This is a genomic window from Paenibacillus sp. S-38, assembly GCF_049942825.1.
Lineage (GTDB): Bacteria > Bacillota > Bacilli > Paenibacillales > NBRC-103111 > Paenibacillus_G.
This window is the reverse complement of record NZ_CP187970.1, coordinates 8,153,838-8,177,843: the sequence shown is the minus strand read 5'-3', so window position 1 is coordinate 8,177,843 and position 24,006 is coordinate 8,153,838. Positions and strand designations below refer to the sequence as shown.

The window sequence follows — 24,006 nt, the reverse complement described above, 5'->3', positions numbered from 1 at the left end:
AATGTATTCACTCCTTCAAAAAAATAACCGGTGTGGCGTAAGCCGTGATCCTGTAGAAAAAAACGGAATGGTGTCGGAACTATCCACATTATGCAGGGCGGCGGAAACAAAATTATACAGAGGGCCTGAAAATTGTTCACAAAGATATCCACAGGCTGTTGATAACATTGTTGACAAAAAGTTATATCCACAACGGAAAACATACTCATGATATCAAAAATGACCCCGCTGCGCAACGGAACTTTTGGTTTTATCCACACTACCTACACCTAGTGTGAAATACTTATCAACAGCACTAGATATTGTTAATATTCTGTTTGCAATTCGACAAAAGCTGTGGAGATCCGCAAAAAAATTATACACAGGCGGTTTTCGTCGGTTTGACCAGCGAGCAGCCGAGGGGTGTGTATAACTTTGCGGTCTGCTCAGGATTGACTTTTGGGCCCGGAAGTGGTTTAATGTTGAAAGGTATTTTCAAAGGGAACGAGTTTCCTGAAGTAAGGAGGTGCACGATCAATGAGACCGACATTTAAACCGAATGTCAGAAAGCGCAGCAAAGTTCATGGCTTCCGTAAAAGAATGAGCACGAAGAATGGTCGCAAAGTACTGGCCGCTCGTCGACTGAAGGGCCGTAAAGTACTCAGCGCATAAGACGAAAGACCACTGTACAGGTGGTCTTTTTTTATTGTTACTTATAAATAGATGTGCTCCGGACACGGGGAGCCAGGTTTAAAACCGCTCACTTCCGTATAGGATAAAGAAGTTGTGGCAATAACGGGTGGGCAAGCTGGGAGCGCGATAATACGTGGAGAAGAAGAATCGTCTGACCAAAAGAGAATACTTTGATAAAGTGTACCGGCATGGAAAATCGGCGGCGAATCATCAATTCGTTCTATATTATAAGTTTCAGCCGCAGCTGGCATCCTTCCGCTTTGGGGTGTCGGTGAGCAAAAAGCTCGGGAATGCGGTTGTCCGCAACCGGATCCGCCGGGTGCTCAAGGAAATCGTAAGATTAAATGCGGCCCGGATGCCGCGCGGCTACGATCTGATTCTCATCGCCCGCAAGCCGGCTGCGCAAATGACCTATCACGAGATGGAAAAGAGCGTGTTCCACGTCTTTAAACGGGCGTCCCTCCTTCAGAAGAAAGAGGAAGTGCCGCGCAGGGATTAGTTTCTTTGCTGACGGAGATATGATATAGTGTATTATTGGAAAAGATGAAACTGGGAGGATGTTCTTTTGACGCGCCGATCACTTCAATACATACCGTTCTTTGCGGTATTTCTGCTGCTTGCGGGCTGTTCTCCCGCCAATGCTCCTATCGATCCCAGCAAAAGTATGTGGGACAGATTCGCCGTCGGTCCCTTAGCGAACACGCTTGATTGGTTTGCGGACCTCATGTGGGGTTCGTACGGACTGTCGATCCTTGTCGTGACGATTATTATCCGTCTCATTATCCTCCCTCTGACGCTGAAGCAGTACCGCAGTTCCAAGCGGATGCAGGATCTGCAGCCGGAGATGAAGAAAATCAAGGACAAGTATAAGGACGATCCGAAGAAACAGCAGGAAGAGACCATGAAGCTGTTCCAGAAGGAAGGCGTTAATCCGCTGGCCGGCTGTCTGCCTGTGCTCGTTCAAATGCCGATTCTGATCGCTTTGTATAATGCCATTATGCGTAATACCGAAATCGGAACCCACTCGTTCCTCTGGATGCAGCTTGGAACGAAGGATCCTTATTATATTCTTCCGCTTCTCGCCGCATTAACCACCTACCTACAGCAAAAGGTCATGTCGTCGCAGATGAATCCGCAGATGCAGAGCCTGATGTTCATCTTCCCGATCCTGATCTTCGTGATGGCGATGAACTTCGCTTCGGCACTGCCGCTGTACTGGGTATACAGCAACATCTTTACGATCGTACAATCCTACTTCCTGTACCGCCAGCCGAAAGACGGTTCGGTCAAGAAGTAAGCAGCACGCTTCTTGCCGGCAGGAGGAAGGGAGGCCGCCGCTTCTCGCATCCGCGAATCTTGGATCTCCGCTGCTTCATGTAACAATTCAGGTAATCCGGGATGATCTCTGCTTCTGGCAGAGATCGCTGAAATTAAAGAACTAATTTCAGAAGAGGTGGCCAGATGAAGAAAATCGTGGTGACGGGGAAGACCATCGAGGAAGCGGTCGCGAGCGGTTTGAGGCAGCTGGGTGTTCCGGAGGACCGTGTATCCAGTACGGTGCTCGAGCATCCGTCCAAAGGATTGTTCGGACTCATCGGAGTCAAAGAAGCGAAGGTGGAGCTTGAAGTGCTTCCGGATCCGATCGAAGAAGCGGAAAGCTTTCTTCAAGAGGTAATGGAAGCGATGGAGCTTCCCGGTGTAAGAATAGAACGAAAGCTGACCAAGGAAGGAACGGAGCTGCACCTCTTCGGCGGTGAGCTCGGTATGCTCATCGGGCGGCGGGGACAGACGCTTGACGCCCTTCAGTATCTGGTGAATATCGTTGCCAACCGGTACGCCGACCATCATGTGCGTATCGTTCTCGACGCCGAGCAGTTCCGTGAACGCCGCAAGCAGACCCTTCGGGGGCTCGCGGACCGTCTGGCCGAGAGGGTGATCCGCACGAAGAAGGAAGTGGTCCTGGAGCCGATGTCACCTCAGGAACGCAAGGTGATTCATTCCCAGCTTCAGCAGCATGCGAAGGTGCGCACCTTCTCCCGGGGAGACGAACCGAACCGCCGGGTGGTTATCGTATTACGTTAGATCCCGTTGCAATGTCGTCATCGCAGTATGACTTCATTGCTTTTTCTTTAGATCGAAGGAATTTGGAGGACATCATCATGAATCAGGACACCATCGCAGCGATTGCCACCCCTTCGGGAGAAGGCGGGATCGCAGTGATCCGGGTTAGCGGAGACGATGCTGTAGCGGTAAGCGACCGGATTTTTGCCGGTAAGAAGAAGCTGGCCGAGGTTGAAACGCACACGGTGAATTACGGATATATCCGGGAACCTGAGACAGGCATCCGTACGGAGGAAGTGCTCGTAACCGTCATGCGGGCACCGCGCTCGTTCACGAAGGAGGATGTAGTCGAGATCTCCTGTCATGGGGGCTTCGTCTCAGTCCGCAAAGTGCTGGATCTTCTCCTCGAGCACGGAGCGCGGCTGGCCGAGCCCGGTGAATTTACGAAACGGGCCTATCTCAACGGACGGATAGACCTGTCCCAGGCAGAAGCGGTCATTGACCTCATCCGGGCCAAGTCCGACCGGGCGTTCCGCATTGCCTTGAAGCAGTCCGAGGGGACGCTCTCGAAGCGGATCAAGGAGCTGCGCCACCGTCTGGTCGAGCTCATGGCCCATATCGAAGTCAATATCGATTACCCGGAGCATGACGTGGAGGAGCTCACCAACTTGTTCATTAAGGACAAGTGTACGGCAGCTCTTGCGGATATTGAACATCTGCTCAATACGGCCCAGCAGGGCAAGATTCTCCGGGAAGGCTTGGTAACCGCGATTATCGGCAGACCGAATGTCGGCAAATCCTCTCTGATGAATACACTGGCACAGGAAGAGCGGGCGATCGTAACTGAGATTGCAGGCACAACCCGGGATGTGGTGGAAGAGTACGTCCACGTGAATGGGATTCCGCTAAAGCTTCTCGACACGGCCGGTATCCGTGAAACGTCGGATCTCGTCGAGCAGATCGGTGTCGAAAAATCCCGGCAGGCTCTCAGTGACGCCGATCTCATTCTGCTCGTGTTCAACGGAGCCGAGCCTCTGCAGCCTGATGAGCTTGCACTGATCGAACAGCTGCGCGGGCGTCAGGTGATCGCGATCATCAATAAGCAGGACTTGCCCCAGCAGATTGAGATGGATTTTCTCACCGAGGCATTCGGCAGCGAGCATGTGGTACCTATGTCCATCTTGGCCCAACAGGGTATTGCCGACTTGGAAAAAGCTATTGCTGGCCTTTTCTTCAGTGGTCAGGTAGAATCAAGTGACCTGACGTATGTTAGCAATGCCCGGCATATCGGCTTATTGAAGCAGGCACGCACCGCATTGACCGAAGCCTACCAAGCGGCCGAGAGCTTCGTGCCGATTGATATGATTCAGATCGACATCCGCAATGCGTGGGAGCATCTGGGCGAGATTATTGGAGACTCGGTCAGTGAATCGCTGATCGATCAGATTTTCTCGCAATTTTGTCTTGGTAAATAAGAGGTTTTCTTAATATAAAGGATAACGAGGTTTTATAGAGGAGGTACATCGATGAGTTATACAGCAGGCGAATACGACGTTATCGTCATTGGAGCCGGTCATGCCGGTGTCGAAGCTGCCCTGGCATCCGCACGAATGGGATGTGAGACGCTGCTGCTGACCATCAACCTGGATATGGTCGCTTTCATGCCGTGCAACCCTTCGGTTGGTGGACCGGCCAAAGGACACGTAGTCCGTGAGATTGATGCCCTGGGCGGCGAGATGGGTCGTAATATCGACAAGACTTACATTCAAATGCGGATGCTGAACACAGGGAAAGGACCTGCCGTTCATGCACTTCGTGCACAGGCGGACAAATTCCTGTACCAGCAAACGATGAAGGAAACGATTGAAAAAACCGATGGGCTGACGCTTCGTCAAGGCATGGCGGAAGAGCTCATTGTTGAAGACGGCGTGTGCCGCGGTGTGATTACAAAAACGGGAGCGACGTACTACGGGAAAGCGATCGTGCTGACGACGGGGACGTATCTGCGGGGCAAAATTATTATGGGCGAGCTCATGTATGAAAGCGGCCCGAATAACCAACAGCCTTCGATCAAACTGTCGGAAGACCTGCGAAAGCATGGCTTGGAACTGGTCCGCTTCAAGACGGGGACTCCGCCGCGTGTGCACGGGGATACGATTGATTTCTCCCAAACCTCCATTCAGCCGGGAGATGAGAAGCCGAAGTTCTTCTCTCACGAGACGACCAAGGAAGTTCCCGACCAGCTTCCATGCTGGCTGACCTATACATCGGAAGCGACCCATCAGATTATTAATGATAATCTCCACCGGGCTCCGATGTTCTCCGGCGCGATTGAAGGTACAGGTCCGCGTTACTGCCCGTCGATCGAAGACAAAATCGTACGCTTCAGCGATAAGCCGAAGCACCAGATTTTCCTTGAGCCGGAAGGACGAAATACAAAGGAGTACTACGTGCAGGGATTGTCGACTTCCATGCCGGAAGACGTGCAGCTGCAGATTCTTCGATCCATTCCAGGACTGGAGAAAGTGGAAATGATGCGTACAGGCTACGCAATCGAGTATGATGCGGTCGTGCCAACACAGTTGAAGCCATCCCTTGAAACCAAGGTGATTGATGGACTGTTCACAGCCGGACAAATCAACGGGACCTCCGGGTATGAGGAAGCGGCAGGACAGGGGATCATGGCTGGGATCAACGCGGCGCGCAAAGTTCAGCAGAAAGAGCCCGTGATCCTAGACCGGTCGGAAGCTTATATTGGTGTGCTTATCGACGATCTCGTAACCAAAGGAACCAGCGAACCGTACCGCCTCCTGACTTCCCGTGCCGAATATCGTCTGCTGCTCCGTCACGATAATGCAGACCTGCGTCTGACTCCGATCGGTTACGATATCGGACTGATCTCTCCTGAACGCTACGCCCAGTTCCAGGAGAAGGTGACGCGGGTAGAAGAAGAACTTGAGCGGCTGAGGACGACCAAGGTAAAGCCAACGGCAGACGTTCAGAGTCTGCTTGCGTCCGCCGGCAGTGCGGAGATTAATAACTCGGTTGATCTGCTCTCGCTGCTCCGCCGTCCGGAAGTATCTTATGAGCATCTCCACTCGCTCTCTCCGTCGCCTTACGAATTGACGGAAGATATGAAAGAGCAGGTTGAGATTCAAGTGAAGTACAGCGGATATATCGAGAAGCAGCTGCTGCAGGTAGAACGGCTGCGGAAGATGGAGAAGAAGCGTATTCCGGACGATATCATCTACGAAGACATTCATGGTATTGCGATGGAGGCGAAACAGAAGCTGAGCAAGATCAGACCGATCTCCATCGGTCAGGCTTCGCGGATCTCCGGTGTTACCCCGGCTGATATCTCCATTCTGCTGGTGCATTTGGAGCATTACAATAAAGTCATCGCTGCGAGAGGTTAACCCATGGATGCAGTACAACAACAATTTATAGAGATGCTTAAGCCGCATGGCATTGCTCTGGATGCACCGCAGCTCAATCAGTTCGAATTGTATTACCGCGAGCTGGTGGACTGGAACGAGCGAATGAATTTGACCGGGATTACGGAGAGAGAGCAGGTTTATCTTAAACATTTCTTTGATTCGCTCTCTCTGGCTTTTTATGTTCGGGTAGATGATCATGCAGCTCTAGCGGATATCGGTTCCGGAGCGGGATTTCCAAGCATTCCTCTCAAAATTGCATTTCCACACCTGCAGGTGACGATTGTAGATTCTTTAAATAAAAGGATCCAGTTCTTGAACCATCTGTCAATGGCTTTGGGTTTGTCCAATGTGACCTGCGTTCATGGCCGGGCTGAGGATGTGGCAAGGCAGGCAGCACACCGTGACCGTTATGATCTCGTTACGGCAAGAGCGGTGGCCCGATTGGCCGTACTCAACGAGTTTTGTCTTCCGTTCACCTCCGTGGGCGGGCTCTTCGTAGCCATGAAAGGACAGGACATTGGGGATGAGCTGAAGGAAGCCGAGCGCAGTCTTCAAGAACTTCAAGCCGAAGTTGTGGAGACTCACCGCTTTATCCTTCCTCTCGAGGAATCTGTACGTCATCTCGTCGTGACAAAGAAAACCGACTCCACACCTGGCAAGTATCCTAGAAAAGCCGGTTTGCCTTTGAAAGAGCCGCTGCTGTCTTAGCAGCGGTTTTTTGTTTCACGTGGAACAGATAAACCCATTGCTGTCACCAAATTGTAGAAACCTACAACAAAGTTGTACATACAGCAAGCAGGAATTCAGCTTGGTTTTGGAGAATTACTACAGAAGCAGGATACTTATCGGTGAAAAAGATCGGGTGGTTAGCGTAATGAAGGAGCACATCTCAAAGCTGTTTGGATTTGTTGAAAAGGCATCGTCTGCAGACGAAGTAAAACATGTTCCAGTCAATGATATCGTTCCCAGTCCCTATCAGCCTCGAACGATTTTTGACGATGAGCGGATTGACGAATTATGCCAAACAATTAAAACGCATGGCTTCATTCAACCGATTGTAGTCCGCATTCGGAATAACAAGTATGAGTTGATCGCAGGCGAGCGGCGTTGGAGAGCGGGGAAGAAACTCGGTTACGAGACCATCCCTGCTATTATTCGTGATTTTAATGATTCGCAGGCTGCATCCATTGCGCTGATTGAGAATCTGCAGCGTGAAGGCTTGACCGCTATTGAAGAGGCTATTGCTTATCAGCAGCTGATTGATATGCACAGCCTCACACAGGAAAGCCTTGCTCAGCGGTTAGGCAAGAGTCAATCCACGATTGCTAATAAGATCCGGCTTCTTCAGCTTAGTGAACCGGTCAAACAAGCCTTGATGGACCGCAAGATTACCGAACGTCATGCTCGTGCTCTGCTTTCGTTAGATCAAGAGGAGCTTCAATTGAAAGTTCTGGACGATATCATTTCAAAGGAACTAAATGTCAAGCAGACGGAAGCACGTATTGCCTTTTTCAAGGAAGCAGCTAAGGTTAAAAATAAATCAAAGCGAGTCTCCTATTCCAAGGATGTCCGGCTGGCGCTGAATACGATCCGTCAATCCGTTGATATGGTCACTTCCTCAGGACTGCCTATCAACACGACTGAACAGGATCACGAGGATCATTATGAGATTGTAATTCGAATACCAAAACGATAAAATAGAAGTACCCGTTGCATGGTATATAGATAAGGAAACCCTGTCTCTCCTAGGTGTTAGGCAGGTGCGTCCAGAGACACAATAGCTGGGATATCTGTGTCTCCTTGTGTTAAACGGTCATTGGAGAGCAAGATAAACACTCTCTGATGATTTTTCTTTTTATGTCGATTATCAGCCGTTGATACGCTTTCAGTTTAGGTGATTAGAATAAAACATCATTGAAGATCCTACCCAGTTTGGTTATTTGAGGTGAATTTAGTTGTCTAAAATTATTGCCATAACGAATCAAAAAGGCGGAGTAGGGAAAACGACTACTTCAGTCAATCTCGGCGCATCCTTGGCATCGTTAGGAAAAAAGGTGCTGCTGGTGGACATAGACCCACAGGGTAACACAACAAGCGGAATTGGGGTCAACAAAGCGGATGTGGCTTACTGCATCTACGATGTGCTTATCAATGACATTCATCCGAAGGATGCGATGTGTGATACGGCCATCGAGAATCTCAAGATTATTCCGGCAACCATTCAGCTGGCCGGAGCCGAGATCGAATTGGTGCCAACCATCTCCCGAGAAGTTCGCCTCAAGAAAGCACTTCAGCTTGTTAAGCCTATGTTCGATTATATTCTCATCGACTGTCCTCCTTCACTTGGCATCTTAACCGTGAATTCCTTAACTGCAGCGGATTCTGTCATTATTCCAATTCAATGTGAGTATTACGCCCTCGAAGGCTTGAGCCAGCTGCTCAACACCGTTCGTTTGGTTCAGAAGCATCTGAACACCCATCTTCAAATTGAAGGGGTGCTCCTAACCATGTTTGATGCACGAACCAATCTGGGAATGCAGGTTATCGAAGAAGTGAAAAAGTACTTCCAGCAGAAGGTGTATCAGACCATCATTCCACGCAATGTACGTTTAAGCGAAGCACCAAGCCATGGTCAGTCCATTATTACTTATGATCCGCGTTCCAAAGGGGCAGAAGTGTATATGGAGCTTGCAAAGGAAGTGATCGCACTGTGAGTAAAAGACCACTTGGAAAAGGATTGGATGCACTTTTGCCTGCCCTCAGTATTAATGAAGATGATAAAGTCGTTGAAATCCCCCTTGCACAGCTGCGTGCCAACCCCTACCAGCCGCGCCGGAATTTTAATGATGAGACGATTCAGGAGCTTGCAGATTCAATCAAAGAACATGGCGTCATTCAACCCATTATCGTACGCAGTGTTCTTAAGGGGTATGAGATCATTGCCGGTGAACGCCGGTTCCGAGCTTCTCAGAAATGCGGACTCGCGACCGTGCCTGCCGTAGTAAAAAAGTTTACGGATCAGCAGGTCATGGAAATCGCGCTCATCGAAAACGTACAGCGGGAAGATCTGAACGCTATGGAAATCGCGATTGCCTACCAGGCGTTGATCGATCAGTTCTCACTTACGCAGGAAGAGCTATCCGTTAAAGTAGGCAAGAGCCGCTCTCATATCGCCAACTTCTTGAGACTGCTTCAGCTTCCGGAAGAAGTGAAAAACTATGTTTCACGTGGAACACTTTCCATGGGACATGCTAAGGCAATTGCTGGCCTTAAGGATAAAAAAGTTATGAAGGCATTAGCAGATACCGCCATCAAAGAACAATGGAGTGTACGCGAGCTCGAAGAAGAAGTGAAAAAGCTTGAAGAGAAGTCTGACTCCAAAAAAGTAAAACAGAAGCAAAAGCGAAAAGACCCGTACATCAATGAATTGGAAGAGTCACTCCGTGAAACTTATCGAACGACGGTAAAGATAAGACATGGGAACAGCAATAAAGGTAAGATTGAGCTTCTCTACTTCTCCAAGGATGACTTGGATCGTCTGCTGGAACTGCTGCAGGGCAAAACGTCCTAGAAACGCCAACGGATAGCATCCCCGGGATAACGCCTGAAGCGCTCAGGCACACTAGGGATGCTATCTTTTTGGAATTCTATAATATATGATCGGGGTGAGTTCGATCGAGACGATATATCTGGATCATGCCGCATCCTCATGGCCGAAACCTCCACAAGTGCTGCAAGCCATGCAGGAGTGCTTGGAGCAGTACGCTGCTAATCCGGGCAGGGGAAGCCACAGTATGGCGGTGAAGGCTAGCCGTACCTTATTCGAAGGCCGAAAACGCTTGGCCAAATTGTTCGGTGTCCGTAATCCGAATGATATCTCGTATGCACTAAATACGACAATGGCCTTGAATCAAGCCATTCAGGGTTTTCTCTCGGAAGGTGACCATGTGATCTGTACCTCCGTAGAACATAACTCCGTTCGGCGGCCCCTGGAATATGTGAAGCGAAGATATGGAGTCCAGGTTACCTATGTGGAAACGGATGCTGCGGGGAACTTGAATATGGACCGCGTCAAAGAAGAAGTCCGCAGCCATACGAAGCTCATCGTCTGCAGCCACAGTTCGAACCTGCTGGGCAGCATTCTTCCTGTTGCAAGCCTGGGGCAGCTGTGCGAAGACAAGGGCATCAAGCTGCTCGTCGATGCGGCTCAATCTGCTGGGGTTCTGCCAATTGACGTCGGACGCATGGGAATACATATGCTGGCTTTTCCGGGTCACAAAGGTCTGCTTGGCCCGCAGGGAACCGGGGGATTGTATCTTCATCCGGATCTGGTCCTGGAGCCGCTGCTTCATGGTGGAACAGGAAGCCAATCGGAAGCCATCGAGCAGCCGAATGTGCGGCCCGACCGGTATGAAGCAGGCACGCAAAATACAGTAGGCATCGCCGGATTAATAGAAGGAATGAAATACATCGAAGAGAAAACCGTCGAAGCGATCTATGCGGCCGAATGGAGTCTGACCCAGCGGATGATGCAAGGGTTGAGCGAGATCCAGGGGATCCAGTTGCTTGGCCCGGCCGCCGGGGAAGAGAGAACCGGGCTTGTGTCATTCACCTTGGCAAATGCGGATTCCTCGGAAGTTGCCTTTATCCTGGATCAATCGTTCGGCATCGCTGTCAGGGCCGGATTTCACTGCACGCCGCTGGCCCATGAAACCGCCGGCACGACCCAGTGGGGGGCTGTACGAGCCAGCGTCGGATGTCACACAACCGAGGATGAAGCAGATCGGTTTGTTCAGGCTGTCCGCGAGATCGCGCAGCATATCGGTTCAAAGTAGCAGGAGGATGGAAAGTGGAAGAGCGAGTGTTAGAGATACCGACAGAAGTCGTTCTGCTGATGGCTTCCTTTATCGTATTTGTGTTTTTGGTTGTGATGATTGCCTTATGGGTAAAATTGAATAAGCTGCGTAAAAGCTACACCCGGATGATGGGCGGGATGGGCGATATGGATATGGAAACGATCGTAGCCCGCCTTCAGGATCAGTGGGAAGGGCAGGCTGAACGTTCCCATGCTATGGAGCAGGAGCTGAAGCTCATCCGTCAGCGGATGACAAGCATGAAATCCCATGTTGGTGTGTACCGATTCAATGCGTTTGCAGAAACAGGAAGTGACTTGAGTTTCTCCGTAGCTATCCTGGATGATAACCAAAGCGGAGTGGTACTGAGTGGAATTCACAGCCGGGATAACACTTATCTGTATGCCAAACCCATAGAGGGTGGCACTTCTAAATATGTACTGACACCTGAAGAGAGAGAAGCGATCACTCGATCCTCGCTAAAGGGGTAGACGACCAGCGCTGTTTGCCCGCCAAGGCACAGTAGAACGATTTGGCGATAATTTCGGCCATGTTCATAACGAGCGAAAGCCGGGTGTTCTGCAGCACAAAATACTCCATAAAGCCGCCGACATTCACAATTCCCGTGACATGCATATGACCTACAGGTGGAAGTTCCTTGTTGACCCCTGCACCCGGCTTGACGGGACCCTGGCCAACCTGAATGCATCCGACGCTTGTCAGCTGGCCAAGGCATGCATCGATGGCGATGATAAAAGGGTTGTTATAGTGCTGGTGTATCGTATTGAGCGTTTCATTCAGATTCATGGCATGAACCGGATGATCAAGCGTGCCGTATAAATGAAGCCCGTCGACATTCAATCTTCTCAGATGAGAGCCAACCAAAGGTCCGAGAGCATCTCCTGTCGAACGGTCTGTTCCGACACAAACCAGAACGATGGGCTGCTGGGAAGGCACATGCTGCAGGGAGGCGATCAGACGTTCAGAGAGCAGTTCAATACAGTTGCTCTCTGAGTGCATGATCTTAAGGGGGTCGGGTTCTTTCTCTTTGTGTGAATCTCTATGAAATGGCAGTTTCATATAAGGGCCTCCCGCTAGAGGAATTGGGTGAAGAACGGATGGGCTGTTCTTCGAAATTAGGTGTTACTAGTATACGGTTGATAGGGAAGATTTATACGTAGATCACCAAAAAACAAACCCGAGGTGGACGATTTGCTGCTCATGGCTTTCGACTCGACACAGCAGGCATTAAGAGCAGAAATGCTGCTGGAGTATGCCGACATAGAAAATGATATGTGTCCGACGCCCAAAGAGGTTACAGCCGGATGTGCCTTATCACTAGAATTTCCGGAAGAGGCATTGGTTCAAGTGCTGCAGATCATAGAGGAAGAGAAAGTAGAAATTCGCGGAATCTTTTGTAAGAAAGAAGGCGCCTATGTTACGATAGTTGTATAGAATAGAAATAAAAGGATAGTGAAATAAGGTGGAGAGGCAATGAACACACCATTATTGTGGAAGTCAATCAGTGTGGAAGTGCTGGATACGGAAGGCTGGAAAGAGGCCTGGTTCCGGTTCCAGAATAAGACGGTCGATTATGTCTCGGATCCCGGCATGTGGATGGCGATATTGTTTACGGCTCTGAAGATTCTAATTCTGCTGATTGTGGGAAGGCTGGTTATTAAGCTTGCCGATAAAATTATCGACGGTATGCTGGAGGCGCGGGATAAAGGGCCGATTCATTTCAGCCGTCGCAGAACCGAGACGATCGGGAAGCTGGTAAGAAATATCGTTACCTATGTGGTTAACTTTATTCTGATCCTTATGATTCTGAGCCAGTTCAATGTGAATTTAGGCCCCGTTTTGGCAGGTGCCGGTGTCTTGGGCCTCGCAATAGGTTTCGGGGCACAGAGCCTTGTTAAAGATGTGATTACAGGCTTCTTTATTATTTTCGAGGATCAATTTGCGGTAGGCGATGTCATTCAGGTCGGGAATTACAAAGGTTCCGTGGAAGAGATCGGGCTACGGGTGACAAGAATCAAAAGCTGGACCGGGGAAATTCATATCCTCCCGAACGGAACCATCAACCAAGTAACGAATTTCTCTGTGAACAACTCCCTGGCCGTTGTTGATGTGAATGTCACTTACGAAACGGATATTGACCAAGCCATTCAAATTCTCAAGGATACCGCGGAGGCTTATTACGAGAAGAGTATGGATATTGTAAAGGCTCCTCAGGTGCTTGGTGTCCAGACGATGGGCATCTCCGAGATTACTCTGCGTTTAACCGCCGAATGCAAACCGAATGCCCAGTTCGGTGTTGCGCGCGATCTTTATTCGTTGATCAAAAAAGCGTTTGAAGCGAGCGGCATCCAGATTCCTTATCCCCGAGTGGTAACGTATCATCGAAACGAAAAGGCGGAGTTGTAATGGAGAAGAAGCAGTACGGACTCGGCGATATTGTGCAGATGAAAAAGCCGCATCCCTGCGGCACCAATGAAATGGAAATCATCCGCATGGGTATGGACATCCGGATCAAGTGTGTGGGCTGCAAGCACAGTGTACTTGTGCCCCGGCCCAAATTCGAAAGCAAGCTGAAGAAGGTGCTGCGTTCTGCGGCGCCCGACGTAAGCAGCAGCGGCTCGATCTCGGAAGATTAATTGTACGGGAAAGGCATCAAAGCAGCTATGGATAAAGGGATGGCTTGCAGGGAATCGTAAGCTTCGAGCCGCCTCAGGATATCAAATTTGGTGAGGGGCTTGCAAAGCAGATAGGTTGTATGGTATTATACTACTTGTCCCTTTGGATATTTCAAATGCGGAAAGGTACCCAAGAGGCCCAAGGGGGCTGACTCGAAATCAGCTAGGCGGCGCAAGCCGTGCGTGGGTTCGAATCCCACTCTTTCCGCCACCATCTCGAATTGAAACGCTGTCCAGCGGTTTATAGCAAGGCCTTCTGTATCCTTGATGCAGAAGGCCTTTTTACGTTGCTATTATAATGAAGCCTGGGAACTAGGTCGAGGCTTGAGCGGATCCCAGCGTTCAGGTACGTGTTGCCCTCAGTTTATATGAATATGAACCACTATTCTATATCCTAATCAGGGATGAACGCAGTCTGAATTGTGGATAACTTATTGAATGGAACGACGGAAGAAACCCGGAAGGGATAAGGGTTTTATTCACATGTGGATATTCTGAAGAAACTGACAATTCACATAATTCACAGGCAGGGTTGTGGATAACTTAATTGCTGGAGCTGTCCCCAGCTTGAAAAGAATAAAACCCTCCTTTGTGTGATGAGGAGGGCTGGCGGATTACCGGCTGCGCGTCCGGCGGTATACGGCAAAGCGGTCAATGGTATAACCGATGAGCGCCCAGGAAGCAATGGTGAGCAAGTAGAGCAGCAGTGGGTTTACATCCGTATATTTGAATATAGGGTAGAACCAGGCCGGTACGCTGAGCGAATAGAAAAGCAGGTAGATCCCATCATTCTCATGCCAGATGTAGTGAACCAAACTCAGGGCTGCACCGATCAGGGTCATGAGCAGCGTGTATCTGTAGCGCACAATTGCGCCTCCTTTCATCAATCGCTGCCGTCATGAAAGTAAACCAGCCGTCCGGGGACCGGAGTCCACCGAACGGGGAAGGGGCGGGATTAGCCGCGGAATACCTTTTTCCACTTGCGGTTATGATTGCTGGTCTCCGGAAATTTTTCGCCCTTCTTCAGCGTGATCATCTTCGGGTTGTTAATTCCCATATGAAAGGCATCTTCGCCAATCTCCATATATTCGCCGTCATTCGGCGCGTGATCGCCGGGGCGAAACTGGCTCCATTCTCCCACGAAAGCTCACCTCCTGCACGCTTGATGTAATGTTAGATTTTCCATACGAAGCGAGAGTCATGAGGCTTAAAAATTTCCAAGGGATGAAGGGCCTCTTGTGTATTCAATCTAGCGTACTCAAAGCTTGCTTTGGGTTTCTATATTTGGTATACTACTTTGGTGCGAGTTTGAGTATTCATTCTTGCTCCTTGCTCCTGTCGGCATTGCCGAGTTCAGGGGCCGTTAGTCCAAAAGGAGGTGGCAACATGCGCAAATACGAAGTGATGTACATTATCCGTCCGGATCTCGAGCAGGAAGCTGTTCAAGCTACGGTGGAGAAGTTCCAAAACATCATCAACAACGGTGGCGAGGTTACGAAACAAGACCTGCAAGGCAAGCGCCGTCTTGCGTATGAGATCAACAAGATTCGTGAAGGTCATTATGTGTTGGTTCATTTCAACGCAACGAATGAAGTTATCACGGAACTTGACCGCGTAATGAAGATTTCTGATGAAGTCATTCGTTACATGATCGTTCGCGACGTAGCTTAAGGCTTGTAAGCCGTAATTGAGCATGCTGTAGACTTGCTGAGTCCCTCGGGCCTTAGGAAGTGCTTCAGCGGATCCGGGAGGGAATACGGATGTTGAATCGTGTGATTCTGATCGGAAGACTGACACGTGACCCTGAACTTCGCTATACGCCTGCAGGCGTGGCTGTTACCCAGTTCACTCTGGCGGTAGACAGGCCGTTCTCGAGCAACCAAGGACAGCGCGAAGCGGACTTTATTCCGGTCGTGACTTGGCGCCAGCTCGCGGAAACCTGCGCGAATTACCTTCGCAAAGGCCGGCTCGCTGCAGTGGAAGGCCGCATTCAAGTGCGTAACTATGATAACAATGAAGGCCGCCGCGTATACGTGACGGAAGTCATTGCCGACAATGTGCGTTTCTTGGAATCGCCGAACAGCGGGAACCGTGAAGACGGCTCCGGTATGGGAAGCAATAGCGGCGGTGGAAGCAGCAGTGGGGGCGGTAACCGTGGCAGCTATGGCGGAGGACGCGAGCAGCAGGATCCTTTCCAGGATGACGGCAGACCGATTGATATTTCCGATGATGATTTGCCGTTCTAAGTAGAAGGGCAGGAACAAATCCACGTAGAAAGGATGGAGAACAATGGCATTCGAGAAAAGAGAACGTTCCGAAGACCGCGGTGAGCGCGGCGAAAGAAAGTTCGGCGGTCGTGGCAAAAAAGGCGGTAAGCGCCGTAAAGTTTGCTACTTCACCGTAAACAAAATCAAGCACATCGACTACAAGGACATTGAAACGCTCAAGAAGTTCATCTCTGAGCGCGGTAAGATCCTTCCGCGTCGTGTGACGGGTACCTCCGCTAAATATCAGCGCGCATTGACGATCGCAATCAAGCGTTCCCGTCAAATCTGCCTGCTGCCTTATACAACGGAATAGGCTTTGGCCAAGAAGAACAGCACTCTGCTCTGCAGGGATGCTGTTCTTTTTATATACCATGGTGCCGATCGGGCACTTTCCGGCTTGCAGGCGTGCCTAAGGTACGTCTTATTTTTCATTGGGGTGCGTATCATGATATGATGAGAAGGCAAGCCGCCCGCGAAGTTTGCGGGAGTAGAGAAAGGTAGGGAGAACTGTGAATATTGCTTTTTTCCTTGTGCCGAAGGATCAGGTCATCTGCCTGTCGCCGCATTCGACGATACGCCAGGCGCTCGAGCGGATGGAGTATCACCGGTATTCCGCCGTCCCGCTGATCGACGACCACGGCAAATACGTGGGAACGATTACGGAAGGAGACTTGCTGTGGAAGCTGAAGCGTTCGCCGGAAATCGGCTTCGAAGGAGCCCACAAGGTACAGCTCAAGGATGTACCGCAGCATATGGCCATCAAGCCCGTCCGGATCGACCAGCAGATGCAGGATCTCATTACACTCGCCACCAATCAGAACTACGTACCCGTCATAGATGATAACGGCGTATTTATCGGCATTATCCGCAGAAGGGAAATCATCGATTACTGTTTCAAGCTCTGGCAGTCCGAACAAAAGGTAAGCGAAGTATGATATAATAGCTAAAAGTGTCTGGGCAGAGGGGAGTGCGGCGGGTCACGTATGGACAGAGATGTGGATTTGGCCAAGCGGGCCAAAATCATCGAATGGCTGAAAACCGAGCTTGTCGATCAGTTGTCCCATCTGCTGAAAGGCATGTGGGAAGGAAGTCAGTACAAAATCGTTGACGGGCTCGCCAGCCTCATTGCCTCCTGCTATATCCTCGGCCGGCGTCTCGGCATCTCTCCGCGCAAGTTGGACGAGGCCGTCCTCGATAAGATGAAACAGCATCGCGAAGAAGGGCATCAGCTCGAGGAATGGTACGGAGACATCTCCGCTTTGGAAGATCATTTGCGTAAGAGGTGAACGGTTTGGAAGGAAAGCGCATCCCCCGCATGCTCGGCTGGAGCATAGCCTATATCCTGATTTTACTCTCCACCCTGCTGCCTCTCGTGAGTTTACTGACGATCGCCTTGGTCATGGTGCCCGTCCTGGTGATGTACGTCAAGCTGGGTGCCAAGCCTTTCGTGGCGCATTATGCGATATCGCTGGCTGTCGTGTATCTGATTACCTCATTGTGGCTCGCCCCGTGGGTCGGCGTGCTGCTCGTCGCTCTGTCGGTATTTTTGCTGCCGCCGGTCATTCAGATGGGGAACCTGTACAAGAAAAGGGCGACAGCCCGAACCGTTCTGACCGCCGGTGTGGTGACTCTGCTTGCCGAGCTGCTGCTCAGCTTCGTGGTCATCCACCTGATGGGGCTGAACCCGGTGGGCCGGATGAAGCAGTTCATGATCGAGAGCGTCGATACGCTGCCTCCGCAGCTTCAGGGCTTGATGGGGATCGATGTGGACCAATTGGTCCAGATCATGGTTCAGCTGCTGCCCCTGTATATGATCGGCTTCTCGCTCTTCTATATTATCGTAACCCACTGGCTGGCGCGCAAAGCGCTGGTGCGGATGGGAGAATCGCTGCCGGCGTTCCGGGCGGTCAAGGACTGGATGCTGCCAAGGTCCTTCATCTGGCTGTATCTGATCGGGCTGCTGCTTGAAATGTTCGTCAGGGATTCGCAGTCGGTGGTGTTTTCCGTAATCCTGAACCTGTTGCCTCTGCTGATGATGGTGTTCTCGGTGCAGGCCATTTCTTTCCTTTTTTATGTCGCGCATATCAAAGGATGGAACAAAACACTGCCTATTGCGGGAATTATCATTCTGCTGATGTTTCCGGTTCCGGCGTATTTTCTGTTCAGCTTGTTGGGTGTGTTCGACGTGGCGTTTCCGCTCCGGGATCGGTTGACGGCCCGGAAGTGACATAACCCAAGGGAGTAGGAGCGAGTGAAATGCCCAAGTTCCTGTTAAAGCGTTGGCAGGGGATGCATATCGTATGGATATTCGCCCTGCTGACAGCGCTCATCTTCTTAATGTTCCTGTACCAGTGGGAAGTTGGCGTGATTGCACTGCTGCTGTCCGGTCTGCTTGTTTATTTCACCTACAAGGCGGAGCGGGCGTTCCGCACAGAGCTTCAGGATTATATATCTACACTGTCCCACCGTGTGAAGCGGGCGGGAAGTGAAGTCATCCATGAACTGCCGCTGGGCATTCTGCTTTATAATGAGGAGAAAGACATCGAATGGCATAACCCGTTCGTTGCCAAGATGCTGGGGGAAGACTCGCTGATCGGCGAGGGGCTCTATGAGAAGTTCCCCCAGCTCAAGAACCGCAAAGAGAAAGACCTCCGTATGGAAATCACAGCAGGCAAGGGCCAAATTTACGAGGTACAGATCAAGCCCGATGAACGTCTGATTTATTTTACCGACATTACGGCGGCAAAGTCGCTGCAGATGCGCTATGAAGAAGAGCGTCTTGCGATCGGCATCGTCATGATGGATAATCTGGACGAAGCGACCCAAGGGCTCGATGACCAGACACGCAGCATCATGATGGCGAAGGTCACCGGCGAGATCACCGAGTGGGCCCAGAAGCATCACGTGTATCTGCGGCGGACGTCGTCCGACCGCTATATGCTGCTCATGGACCAGAAGGGCCTGAAGGCGCTGGAGCAGTCGCGCTTTGAGCTGCTCGACGAAGTCCGCGACATCACCATCGAGAACAAGCTGCCTATGACGCTCAGTATCGGGATCGCCTCCGGCGCTGAGAATCTCGTGGAGCTCGGGCACTGGGCCCAGACGAGCTTGGATATGGCCCTAGGCCGGGGCGGCGACCAGGCGGCCGTGAAGGTAGGCGAGCGCCTGTCGTTCTACGGCGGCCGGACCAATGCCATTGAGAAACGGACCCGCGTGAGAGCCCGGGTGATCTCGCATGCCCTGCGCGACCTCATCAAGGACTGCGATAAGGTCATCATCATGGGCCACCGCAATCCCGATATGGATTCCATCGGTGCGGCGATCGGCGTGCTGAAGATGGCCCATGTCAGCACCAAGGAAGGCTATATTGTCCTTGAAGGCGTGAATCCGTCCATTCAGAAGCTGATGGAGACGATCTACGAGGACGAGAAGCTCAACCGTTGGTTCATTACCCCGGAGCAGGCGCTGCAGATTACGAATGCCCGGACGCTCGCGGTCGTGGTGGATACACACAAGGCCTCCATGACGCCGGAGCCGCGGCTGCTGCAGATGACGCAGCGCAAGGTGGTCGTGGACCATCACCGGCGCAGCGAGGACTTTATCCACGACGCGACGCTCGTTTATATGGAGCCCTATGCGTCTTCGACGTGCGAGCTCGTAACGGAGCTGCTGCAGTATTTTCACGAGCGGCTCACCATGGGGGTCCTCGAGTCGACGGTGCTGCTCGCCGGTATTGTGGTGGATACGAAGAGCTTCTCGCTCCGTACGGGGGCGCGGACCTTCGAGGCGGCTTCGTTCCTGCGCCGCAACGGGGCCGATTCGTCGCTCATCCAACGGCTGCTGAAGGAAGACCTCGAGCAGTACATCCAGAAGGCGGAGATCATTAAGAACGCCGTCGTGATCTATGATCATATCGCCTTGGCGGTGAACGAGCCGGGACGCAAGTATTCCCAGCTGCTCATCGCCCAAGTGGCTGATACGCTGCTCACGATGACCGGCATCCTGGCCTCCTTCGTCATCTCGGAGCGTCCGGACGGCCGGATCGGGATCAGTGCCCGGTCGCTCGGTCAAATGAACGTACAGGTCGTGATGGAGCGGATGGGCGGCGGGGGACACTTGACGAACGCGGCGACCCAGATCGAAGGCACACTGTCGCAGGCGACTCAGCAGCTCAAACAAATTTTAAGCGAAATTCATGCGGAAGAGGGGTTATTCGAATGAAAGTCATCCTCCTGAAAGACGTGAAAGGCCAAGGCAAGAAAGGCGAAGTGAAAGAAGTCTCCGAAGGCTACGCAGCGAACTTCTTGTTCAAGCAAAACCTGGCGGCGCCGGCTAGCGATTCGACGCTGAAGGTTCTCGATAACCAGAAGAAAGCCGAAGACCGCAAGAAGGCCGAAGAAAAAGCGGCTGCCCAGGAGCTCGGACGCAAGCTCGGCGAGATGACGGTAGGCGTCAAAGCCAAATCCGGCGCAGACGGACGCCTCTTCGGCGCCGTATCCAACAAGCAGGTGGCGGAAGCGCTCGAGAAGCTTGGCGTGAAGCTCGACAAGCGCAAGATTGTCATGGATGAGCCGATCCGTACGCTCGGCGTGACCGAGGTAGTGGTGAAGCTGCATCCGGAAGTGACCGGCAAGCTGAAGGTTCATGTGACGGAAGAGTAACCAACTGGAAGACGGTTCCGCTGTTGGAACCGTTCCAGGAAGTCGATATACCAAGTAGGAAGTCATAAGGATGGCGGCGCAAGAGCGGGCGGGGAACCACGTGCCTGCTCTTCGTCGTCCTGCGCCTCTGAGTACCGGCTTATGGCACCGGCGGGAGGCGTACGGTAATCCCGGGTTACCAGGCATCAGTGTACATCAGGGGAGGAAGACGGATGAACGTGAACGAGAAAATGTTTATGGATCGCATCCCTCCGCAGAACTTGGAAGCGGAGCAGGCCGTCCTCGGAGCGATCATGCTCGACGGGGATGCGCTTGCGACAGCGATGGGACGGGTGAAGAGCGAAGACTTCTACCGCGGCTCCCACCAGCTCATCTTTGAGGCGATGATCGAGACGGCGGAAGCGAACGAGCCGGTCGACCTCATCACGCTGACCGCGCGTCTGCAGAACAAGAAGCAGCTCGAGGATGTCGGGGGGATCACCTACCTGTCCGAGCTCGCTAACGCGGTTCCGACGGCGGCGAACGTCGATTATTACGCACAGATCGTCGAAGAAAAAGCGATGCTGCGGCGTCTGATCCGGACGGCCACGCAGATCGTCACCGATGGATATTCAGGTGAAGACACGATCGGCAGCCTCCTGAGCGATGCGGAAGCGCGCATCATGGAGATCTCACAGTCGCGCTCCGGCTCCGGCTTTCACGCCATCCGGGACGTGCTTATGGAAGTGTTCGATAAGGTCGAGATGCTCTACAACCAGAAGGGGAGCACGACCGGCGTACGCTCCGGCTTCGCCGACCTCGACAAGATGACCTCGGGCTTCCAGCGGTCCGACCTTATTATCGTAGCGGCGCGGCCTTCCGTAGGTAAGACGGCCTTCGCCCTCAATATCGCGCAGAACATCGGGGTGCGCGAGAAGGAGACCGTGGCGATCTTCTCGCTCGAGATGGGCGCGGCCCAGCTCGTTAACCGTATGATCTGTGCCGAAGCCAATGTCGATGCGGGGCGTCTGCGGACGGGCTTCCTCGAGAATGACGACTGGGAGAAGCTGACGATGGCAATCGGCTCCCTGTCCGAGGCCAACATCTACATCGACGACTCTCCGGCCGTAACGGTGGCCGATATCCGCGCGAAGTGCCGGCGGCTGAAGAAGGAGAAGGGTCTCGGCATGATCCTGATCGACTACCTGCAGCTCATTCACGGCCGCGGGAAGGGCGACAACCGGCAGCAGGAGGTCTCCGAGATCTCGCGTACGCTGAAGCAGATTGCCAGAGAGCTGAACGTGCCGGTCATCGCACTGTCGCAGCTCAGCCGGGGTGTGGAGCAGCGGCAGGACAAGCGCCCGATGATGTCCGACCTCCGGGAATCCGGTTCGATCGAGCAGGATGCCGACATCGTCGCGTTCCTGTATCGTGACGATTACTACGACAAAGAGTCCGAGAAAAAGGATATCATCGAGATCATCATCGCCAAGCAGCGTAACGGCCCGGTAGGTACGGTAGAGCTCGCGTTCCTCAAGAACTATAACAAGTTCGTCGGGCTCGACCGGACGCACCAGGAGCCCGCAGGTGCAGCCAGATAGCGACAGATGATTAACGCCATACAGCTTGTTGCACGAGGAACATGAACACAGAGAGCACACCTATGAGAACAGCCGGGCCGATGCCCGGCTGTTTTCTTTTGGGTTGGGCAGTATCGATTTGTTTTGGTGATGGACGGAAGCTTCGAAGGGGAAAGGCATCGATGGCAGAAGAACACCGACTGGGGACGTCAAATGCCTATTATGCGGACTGCAAACGGATTATGGAGATCAAGATCGTATCGTAACGCCGAATGTCGAATGTTTTCCGAACGATAGGATACCCGGCATATAAATTGTTCGTTTTCGTTGACTTTACCACGGTGTACTGCTAAACTGATCATGGTGCTTTGGCTGCGGCTCCGATTCCTCAGGTTCGGAGGCTTGTCAGTATGCCTAAAGGCAAAACTTAGGTGGTTTCCACCTCTCGGGGGGAAAGTTTAATCATGTCAACGGTAGTAGTTGTCGGTACCCAATGGGGAGACGAAGGAAAAGGAAAGATTACCGATTTTCTGGCGGAATCCGCAGAGGTTGTGGCTCGTTACCAAGGCGGAAACAATGCAGGGCATACCATTATTATCAACGATAAAAAGTATAAATTGACGATGATTCCATCGGGCATTTTTTATGAAGATAAAGTTTGTGTCATCGGCAACGGGATGGTCATCAATCCGGGCGCGCTGCTCGAAGAGATCCGGTACATCCATGACAATGGCTTCACGACCAACAACTTGCGCATCAGCGACCGCGCGCACGTGATCATGCCGTATCACCTCGTGCTCGACGGTCTCGAAGAAGAGCGCAAGGGCGATAACAAGATCGGCACGACCCGCAAGGGGATCGGCCCATGCTATATGGACAAAGCCGCTCGCAACGGCATCCGGATCGCCGACCTGCTGGACGCCGAAGAATTCGAGCGCAAGGTGCGCCACCTCGTCGCCGAGAAGAACGTGCTGATCCGCCAGGTGTACGGCTCTGAAGGGCTGGACGCGGATACGATCATCAAGGAATACCTCGGCTACGCGGAGCAGATCCGTCCTTATGTAACCGACACCTCCGTCGTACTGAACGATCTGATCGACGAAGGCAAGAAAGTGCTCTTCGAAGGTGCGCAGGGCGTGATGCTCGATATCGACCAGGGGACCTATCCTTATGTCACTTCGTCGAATCCATCGGCGGGCGGCGTATGCATCGGTTCGGGCGTCGGCCCGACGAAGATCAAGCAGATCATCGGTGTGGCGAAGTCCTACACCACCCGTGTCGGTGACGGTCCGTTCCCAACGGAGCAGACAAACGAGACCGGCGACTGGATCCGCGAGAAGGGCCACGAGTACGGTACGGTCACAGGCCGTCCGCGCCGTGTCGGCTGGTTCGACAGCGTCGTCGTGCGCCATGCCCGCCGTGTCAGCGGGATCACGGGCCTGTCCCTGAACTCCCTTGATGTGCTCGCCGGTCTGGAGACGGTGAAGATCTGCACGGCTTACAAGTACCGCGGCGAGATCATCGAGCACTACCCGGCATCCCTGAAGATGCTGGCAGAGTGTGAAGCGGTGTATGAGGAGCTTCCGGGCTGGTCCGAAGATCTGTCGAACGTCCGCAAGATGGAGGACCTGCCTGCGAACGCACGCAAGTATTTGGAGCGCGTCTCCGAGCTGACAGGGATTCCGATCGCGATCTTCTCGGTCGGCCGCAATCGCGAGCAGACGAATCTCGTAGCGCCAATCTACTAAGCAGCTTTGCTTATACGCGGCAACCCGATAAGGTGTGGCCGTATAACCCCGG

At 52.2% G+C, this 24,006-nt stretch carries 28 protein-coding genes and 1 tRNA gene; 26 read left to right on the top strand and 3 right to left on the bottom strand.

The window, feature by feature from the left end; translation table 11 throughout:
• Window positions 1–516 precede the first annotated feature (516 nt).
• From rpmH to ACP26L_RS35835, 12 genes are all read left to right on the top strand, one after another.
• Window positions 517–651 carry a 50S ribosomal protein L34 gene (rpmH, locus tag ACP26L_RS35890; RefSeq protein WP_014372796.1) on the top strand — a complete coding sequence of 45 codons (135 nt, stop codon included), beginning with the start codon at window positions 517–519 and terminating at the stop codon, window positions 649–651.
• A 154-nt stretch (window positions 652–805) separates the two neighbouring features.
• The gene (gene rnpA / locus ACP26L_RS35885; protein ID WP_426450406.1) at window positions 806–1,171 is read left to right on the top strand and encodes a ribonuclease P protein component; all 366 of its coding nucleotides are present in this window, start codon (window positions 806–808) and stop codon (window positions 1,169–1,171) included.
• Window positions 1,172–1,237: 66 nt separating this feature from the next.
• Window positions 1,238–1,969 (top strand): membrane protein insertase YidC, encoded by a 732-nt coding sequence (yidC, locus tag ACP26L_RS35880; protein WP_426450405.1) that lies wholly within the window; start codon window positions 1,238–1,240, stop codon window positions 1,967–1,969.
• 164 nt (window positions 1,970–2,133) lie between these two features.
• A complete protein-coding gene (jag, locus tag ACP26L_RS35875) occupies window positions 2,134–2,754 on the top strand; it encodes an RNA-binding cell elongation regulator Jag/EloR (RefSeq protein ID WP_426450404.1) in 621 nt (206 codons plus the stop codon).
• Between the two features lie 77 nt (window positions 2,755–2,831).
• Window positions 2,832–4,208 (top strand): tRNA uridine-5-carboxymethylaminomethyl(34) synthesis GTPase MnmE, encoded by a 1,377-nt coding sequence (mnmE, locus tag ACP26L_RS35870; RefSeq protein ID WP_426450402.1) that lies wholly within the window; start codon window positions 2,832–2,834, stop codon window positions 4,206–4,208.
• 51 nt (window positions 4,209–4,259) lie between these two features.
• A complete protein-coding gene (gene mnmG / locus ACP26L_RS35865; protein ID WP_426450400.1) occupies window positions 4,260–6,149 on the top strand; it encodes a tRNA uridine-5-carboxymethylaminomethyl(34) synthesis enzyme MnmG in 1,890 nt (629 codons plus the stop codon).
• 3 nt (window positions 6,150–6,152) lie between these two features.
• Window positions 6,153–6,878 carry a 16S rRNA (guanine(527)-N(7))-methyltransferase RsmG gene (gene rsmG / locus ACP26L_RS35860; protein ID WP_426450399.1) on the top strand — a complete coding sequence of 242 codons (726 nt, stop codon included), beginning with the start codon at window positions 6,153–6,155 and terminating at the stop codon, window positions 6,876–6,878.
• A 166-nt stretch (window positions 6,879–7,044) separates the two neighbouring features.
• A complete protein-coding gene (gene noc, locus ACP26L_RS35855; RefSeq protein WP_426450398.1) occupies window positions 7,045–7,866 on the top strand; it encodes a nucleoid occlusion protein in 822 nt (273 codons plus the stop codon).
• A 259-nt stretch (window positions 7,867–8,125) separates the two neighbouring features.
• Window positions 8,126–8,884, top strand: coding sequence for a ParA family protein (locus tag ACP26L_RS35850; RefSeq protein ID WP_426450397.1), 759 nt, complete (start codon window positions 8,126–8,128; stop codon window positions 8,882–8,884).
• A complete protein-coding gene (locus tag ACP26L_RS35845; RefSeq protein WP_426450396.1) occupies window positions 8,881–9,741 on the top strand; it encodes a ParB/RepB/Spo0J family partition protein in 861 nt (286 codons plus the stop codon). Before ACP26L_RS35850 ends, ACP26L_RS35845 begins: the two co-directional genes overlap by 4 nt.
• A 103-nt stretch (window positions 9,742–9,844) precedes the next feature.
• Window positions 9,845–11,005 (top strand): aminotransferase class V-fold PLP-dependent enzyme, encoded by a 1,161-nt coding sequence (locus ACP26L_RS35840; protein WP_426455239.1) that lies wholly within the window; start codon window positions 9,845–9,847, stop codon window positions 11,003–11,005.
• A gap of 14 nt (window positions 11,006–11,019) precedes the next feature.
• On the top strand, window positions 11,020–11,514 hold the full coding sequence (locus ACP26L_RS35835; RefSeq protein ID WP_426450394.1) for a DUF4446 family protein: 495 nt from the start codon (window positions 11,020–11,022) through the stop codon (window positions 11,512–11,514).
• Here the strand turns inward: ACP26L_RS35835 and yyaC are convergent.
• Complete coding sequence (yyaC, locus tag ACP26L_RS35830) at window positions 11,489–12,103, bottom strand: spore protease YyaC (protein ID WP_426450393.1); 615 nt, start codon at window positions 12,101–12,103, stop codon at window positions 11,489–11,491. The genes ACP26L_RS35835 and yyaC overlap by 26 nt on opposite strands.
• A 132-nt stretch (window positions 12,104–12,235) precedes the next feature.
• On the opposite strand from yyaC, the gene ACP26L_RS35825 reads away from it, so the two are divergent.
• From ACP26L_RS35825 to ACP26L_RS35810, 4 genes are all read left to right on the top strand, one after another.
• On the top strand, window positions 12,236–12,478 hold the full coding sequence (locus ACP26L_RS35825) for a DUF3343 domain-containing protein (protein ID WP_426455238.1): 243 nt from the start codon (window positions 12,236–12,238) through the stop codon (window positions 12,476–12,478).
• Window positions 12,479–12,517: 39 nt separating this feature from the next.
• Window positions 12,518–13,450, top strand: coding sequence for a mechanosensitive ion channel family protein (locus ACP26L_RS35820; protein WP_426450392.1), 933 nt, complete (start codon window positions 12,518–12,520; stop codon window positions 13,448–13,450).
• Window positions 13,450–13,680, top strand: coding sequence for a DUF951 domain-containing protein (locus ACP26L_RS35815; RefSeq protein WP_426450391.1), 231 nt, complete (start codon window positions 13,450–13,452; stop codon window positions 13,678–13,680). Before ACP26L_RS35820 ends, ACP26L_RS35815 begins: the two co-directional genes overlap by 1 nt.
• A 159-nt stretch (window positions 13,681–13,839) precedes the next feature.
• Window positions 13,840–13,930: transfer RNA gene (locus ACP26L_RS35810), tRNA-Ser, on the top strand.
• 403 nt (window positions 13,931–14,333) lie between these two features.
• Here the strand turns inward: ACP26L_RS35810 and ACP26L_RS35805 are convergent.
• Both ACP26L_RS35805 and ACP26L_RS35800 read right to left on the bottom strand, forming a co-directional pair.
• Window positions 14,334–14,585, bottom strand: coding sequence for a hypothetical protein (locus tag ACP26L_RS35805; RefSeq protein WP_426450390.1), 252 nt, complete (start codon window positions 14,583–14,585; stop codon window positions 14,334–14,336).
• 89 nt (window positions 14,586–14,674) lie between these two features.
• The gene (locus ACP26L_RS35800) at window positions 14,675–14,860 is read right to left on the bottom strand and encodes a YjzC family protein (protein WP_426450388.1); all 186 of its coding nucleotides are present in this window, start codon (window positions 14,858–14,860) and stop codon (window positions 14,675–14,677) included.
• A 245-nt stretch (window positions 14,861–15,105) separates the two neighbouring features.
• On the opposite strand from ACP26L_RS35800, the gene rpsF reads away from it, so the two are divergent.
• The 10 genes from rpsF to ACP26L_RS35750 all read left to right on the top strand — a co-directional run bounded on the left by rpsF (window position 15,106) and on the right by ACP26L_RS35750 (window position 23,954).
• Window positions 15,106–15,390: a 30S ribosomal protein S6 gene (gene rpsF, locus ACP26L_RS35795; protein WP_013921589.1), complete on the top strand. Its 285-nt coding sequence runs from the start codon at window positions 15,106–15,108 to the stop codon at window positions 15,388–15,390.
• Window positions 15,391–15,479: 89 nt separating this feature from the next.
• The gene (ssb, locus tag ACP26L_RS35790) at window positions 15,480–15,965 is read left to right on the top strand and encodes a single-stranded DNA-binding protein (RefSeq protein WP_426450387.1); all 486 of its coding nucleotides are present in this window, start codon (window positions 15,480–15,482) and stop codon (window positions 15,963–15,965) included.
• A 43-nt stretch (window positions 15,966–16,008) separates the two neighbouring features.
• A complete protein-coding gene (gene rpsR, locus ACP26L_RS35785; RefSeq protein ID WP_426450386.1) occupies window positions 16,009–16,299 on the top strand; it encodes a 30S ribosomal protein S18 in 291 nt (96 codons plus the stop codon).
• A gap of 196 nt (window positions 16,300–16,495) precedes the next feature.
• The gene (locus ACP26L_RS35780) at window positions 16,496–16,921 is read left to right on the top strand and encodes a CBS domain-containing protein (protein WP_426450385.1); all 426 of its coding nucleotides are present in this window, start codon (window positions 16,496–16,498) and stop codon (window positions 16,919–16,921) included.
• A 48-nt stretch (window positions 16,922–16,969) separates the two neighbouring features.
• Window positions 16,970–17,272: a MazG-like family protein gene (locus ACP26L_RS35775; RefSeq protein WP_426450384.1), complete on the top strand. Its 303-nt coding sequence runs from the start codon at window positions 16,970–16,972 to the stop codon at window positions 17,270–17,272.
• Window positions 17,273–17,277: 5 nt separating this feature from the next.
• A complete protein-coding gene (locus tag ACP26L_RS35770; protein ID WP_426450382.1) occupies window positions 17,278–18,213 on the top strand; it encodes a DUF2232 domain-containing protein in 936 nt (311 codons plus the stop codon).
• A 29-nt stretch (window positions 18,214–18,242) separates the two neighbouring features.
• Entirely contained in the window at window positions 18,243–20,207 is a 1,965-nt protein-coding gene (locus ACP26L_RS35765; protein ID WP_426450381.1) for a DHH family phosphoesterase, read from the top strand.
• On the top strand, window positions 20,204–20,647 hold the full coding sequence (gene rplI / locus ACP26L_RS35760; protein ID WP_426450380.1) for a 50S ribosomal protein L9: 444 nt from the start codon (window positions 20,204–20,206) through the stop codon (window positions 20,645–20,647). Before ACP26L_RS35765 ends, rplI begins: the two co-directional genes overlap by 4 nt.
• Window positions 20,648–20,859: 212 nt before the next feature.
• Window positions 20,860–22,227, top strand: a complete 1,368-nt coding sequence (dnaB, locus tag ACP26L_RS35755; protein ID WP_426450378.1) for a replicative DNA helicase — start codon at window positions 20,860–20,862, stop codon at window positions 22,225–22,227.
• A 443-nt stretch (window positions 22,228–22,670) separates the two neighbouring features.
• Window positions 22,671–23,954, top strand: coding sequence for an adenylosuccinate synthase (locus ACP26L_RS35750; RefSeq protein WP_426450376.1), 1,284 nt, complete (start codon window positions 22,671–22,673; stop codon window positions 23,952–23,954).
• Window positions 23,955–24,006 lie beyond the last annotated feature (52 nt).